At 71.6% G+C, this 2,519-nt stretch carries 5 protein-coding genes; 1 reads left to right on the top strand and 4 read right to left on the bottom strand.

The genetic code is table 11. The annotated features are described in order from the left end of the window. The 4 genes from ACTHLI_RS07465 to ACTHLI_RS07450 form a co-directional block, all read right to left on the bottom strand. The coding region (locus ACTHLI_RS07465) for a molybdopterin-binding protein (RefSeq protein WP_440182529.1) at positions 1-224 on the bottom strand (224 nt) is incomplete at its 3' end. Beyond that, positions 221-919: a helix-turn-helix domain-containing protein gene (locus ACTHLI_RS07460; RefSeq protein WP_440182528.1), complete on the bottom strand. Its 699-nt coding sequence runs from the start codon at positions 917-919 to the stop codon at positions 221-223. The genes ACTHLI_RS07465 and ACTHLI_RS07460, both read right to left, overlap by 4 nt. A 15-nt stretch (positions 920-934) precedes the next feature. Further along, positions 935-1,297, bottom strand: a complete 363-nt coding sequence (locus tag ACTHLI_RS07455) for a hypothetical protein (RefSeq protein WP_440182527.1) — start codon at positions 1,295-1,297, stop codon at positions 935-937. After that, a complete protein-coding gene (locus ACTHLI_RS07450) occupies positions 1,297-1,995 on the bottom strand; it encodes an NUDIX hydrolase (RefSeq protein ID WP_440182526.1) in 699 nt (232 codons plus the stop codon). The genes ACTHLI_RS07455 and ACTHLI_RS07450 overlap by 1 nt, the downstream gene beginning before the upstream one ends. Between ACTHLI_RS07450 and ACTHLI_RS07445 the strand changes: the two genes are divergently transcribed. Continuing rightward, positions 1,960-2,519 (top strand): FAD-dependent oxidoreductase (locus ACTHLI_RS07445; RefSeq protein WP_440182525.1); only part of this gene is annotated, 560 nt, incomplete at its 3' end. The two genes, ACTHLI_RS07450 and ACTHLI_RS07445, sit on opposite strands and share 36 nt — an antisense overlap.

The raw sequence follows: 2,519 nt of genomic DNA, 5'->3' as shown, positions 1-2,519 counted from the left end.
GTCGGGCCGAGCCCGCCCGAGATGAGGCACGCATCTGCCTCCAGTCCCTCCCGCAGGACGGCCTCGAGTTCGGTCGGAGCGTCCCCCACGATCGTGATGCGGGCGGGTTCGAGCCCGTTCTTCAGCGCTTCGGCGGCGAGGAACGGGCCGTTCCGGTCCGTGCGTTCGCCGCGGACGAGTTCACTGCCGGTGACGACGACCAGTGCCCGCGGCCGCGGGCTCACCCGTGCAGGCGCGTGGTCCGCTGCGGTGTGACGAGTACGCGCAGGTTGGTCGCGGCCGGCAATGCCACGGCGCGGCCTCTGAGGGTGGCCCGCAGACCCGCGGGCCGGCGCACGAGGAGATAGAAACGGCTCCCGGCCAGCCTGTAGGTCTCTCCGGCGCCGACCGTCCCCTGCAGGACGACGTTGTCCCCCGACCGCCGGCGCACCTCGACATAGGTCCCAGGCCCGACGCCGTGCAGGACGAGCTGACGTGCCGACGCGGGATGCTGGTGCCTCTGCTGCGTCCCGACGGTCGGGGGCTGCGCTCCCGTGCCGCCCCCGTAGCGCCAAGCGGCGAAGACCAGCGCCGTGACGAGCGCGATCCCGGCGAGCACCAGAAGCACCGCGCGGCGCTCGAAACGACGCTCACGCCTCCGCACCCGCGGTCTCTCCGGACGCTCGCGCGGCTCTTCGCGCCAGTCGGCCAAGAAGCGCGACGCGTACTCGTCGACATAGACGTCTCCGTCGAGCCCGAGGTATTCCGCATAGGTCCTGAGGAAGCCGCGCACATAGGCGTCGCCCGGGACGGAGTCGAAGTCCTCCTCCTCGAGGGCCCGGATGTACTTCGCGCGGATCTTCGTCGCGAGCTCGATCTCGGGATAGCCGAGACCCTGCCGCTCGCGCACCTCCCTCAGGCTGTTCCCTATCTCGAACACGGCGGCAGTCTACGACTAGTGCTCAAGGCGGAGAAGCAGCTCGTACAACCCGACCGCGAGCGAGGCCGACAGGGCGAAGCAGATTCCTGCGACGGCGAGGATGCGCCCGACCTGGATCCATGCGGAGCCGCCGGTGCGTTCGAGGGTCCGAGCGATCGCGCCCTTTGCGCCGCGGGCGAAGAGGAGCGACACCACAGCCGCGGACGCGGCGACGGGGATCGCCCACACGGCGTCCAGCAGAGCTGCGCCGGGGATCTTCCGTGTGAGCTCGATCGCGGCAGGGATGACCGCCGCGGCCAGGACGCCGAAGAGGAACGCGAGGAAGGCCCGATAATTCGGGCGGCGCGGCTGAGCGAGGGTCTGGGTCTGGACCGCCATCAGCTGGCCATTGTAGGCGGCCGGAGGACGGCGAACTGATCGGTGATCTCCAGCCGTTCGCTGCGGAAGCGGTAGATCGCCGCGGGCCGGCCACCGCCGCGGCCGTAGTGGCGATGCTCGCCGGTGTCCTCCAGCAGGCGGCGCCGGAGCAGGACCCGCTGGAGGTTCGTCGCGCTCACGGGGTGCCCGAGCGCCGCGGCATAGAGGTCGCGGAGTTCGGCGAGCGTGAAGGTCGGCGGCGCGAGCGCGAAGCCGAGATTCGTGTACGAGAGCTTCGCCCGCAGCCGCTCACGCGCGCTGAGCAGGATCTCCTCGTGGTCGTAGGCGAGTTCGGGAAGCTCGTCGACCGGATGCCAGCGCGTGTCGGAAGGCACCTTCGGGTCGAGCCCGCTCGGGACGAGGCCGAGGTAGGCGGTGGCGAGCTCACGGCGGGCCGGGTTGCGGTGCGGATCGCTCCGCGTCTCCAGCTGTTCGAGGTGCGACACCTCCCGCACGTCGACCTTCTCCGCGAGATGTCGCCGTACCGACTCCGCGAGCGTCTCGTCCGCCGCGAGCGCCCCGCCGGGGAGCGCCCAGCACCCCCCGAACGGCTCGCGGGCCCTCTGCCAGAGCAGCGCCTGAAGTTGCCCGCCGCGGACCTGCAGGACCGCCGCGAGGACCGCGTGCGCCGAAGTTTTCGCCTGAGAGTCGTCAACCATGTAGACTCGACACCGAGGTTATCGATTGTGAGGCAAAAACGCGAGAGAGGCGACGTCCTCGTCGTCGGAGCCGGAGTCGCCGGCCTCTCCGCGGCGCTCGCTGCCGCCGATACGGGAGCTTCGGTTCTCGTCCTCGCCAAGGCCTCACACACGCGCTCGAACAGCTACGCCGCCCAGGGAGGCGTGGCGGCGGCGGTGGGAGCCGACGACGATCCGGCGCTGCACGCGGCCGACACGCTCACCGCGGGCCGCGGCCTCTGCCGGCCCAGCGCCGTCGAGTTGCTCACGGAGGAAGCCCCGGCGCGGATCGCGGAGCTACGCCGCCTCGGCGTGCACTTCGACGACGGCCTCGGCCGCGAGGGCGGCCACTCCCGCGACCGCGTCGTCCACGCCGGCGGCGCGGACACCGGGCGACACATCGCCGACGTCCTGACGACCCGGGCACGTGAGCATCCCGGCATCCAGCTGGTCGAGGGCGAGCGCATCACGACGCTCGGGGCGCTCCGCGGGTCCGCGATCGTCCT

The organism is Amnibacterium sp., from assembly GCF_051956055.1.
Lineage (GTDB): Bacteria > Actinomycetota > Actinomycetes > Actinomycetales > Microbacteriaceae > Amnibacterium.
The sequence above is the reverse complement of the archived record's forward strand: the minus strand, read 5'-3'. Positions and strand labels throughout refer to the sequence as shown.

What these genes read in the sequence shown, in the direction of transcription:
- ACTHLI_RS07455 (WP_440182527.1), bottom strand. Translation starts at nt 1,297, where the DNA reads ATGGCGGTCCAGACCCAGACCCTCGCTCAGCCGCGCCGCCCGAATTAT.
- ACTHLI_RS07450 (WP_440182526.1), bottom strand. Translation starts at nt 1,995, where the DNA reads ATGGTTGACGACTCTCAGGCGAAAACTTCGGCGCACGCGGTCCTCGCG.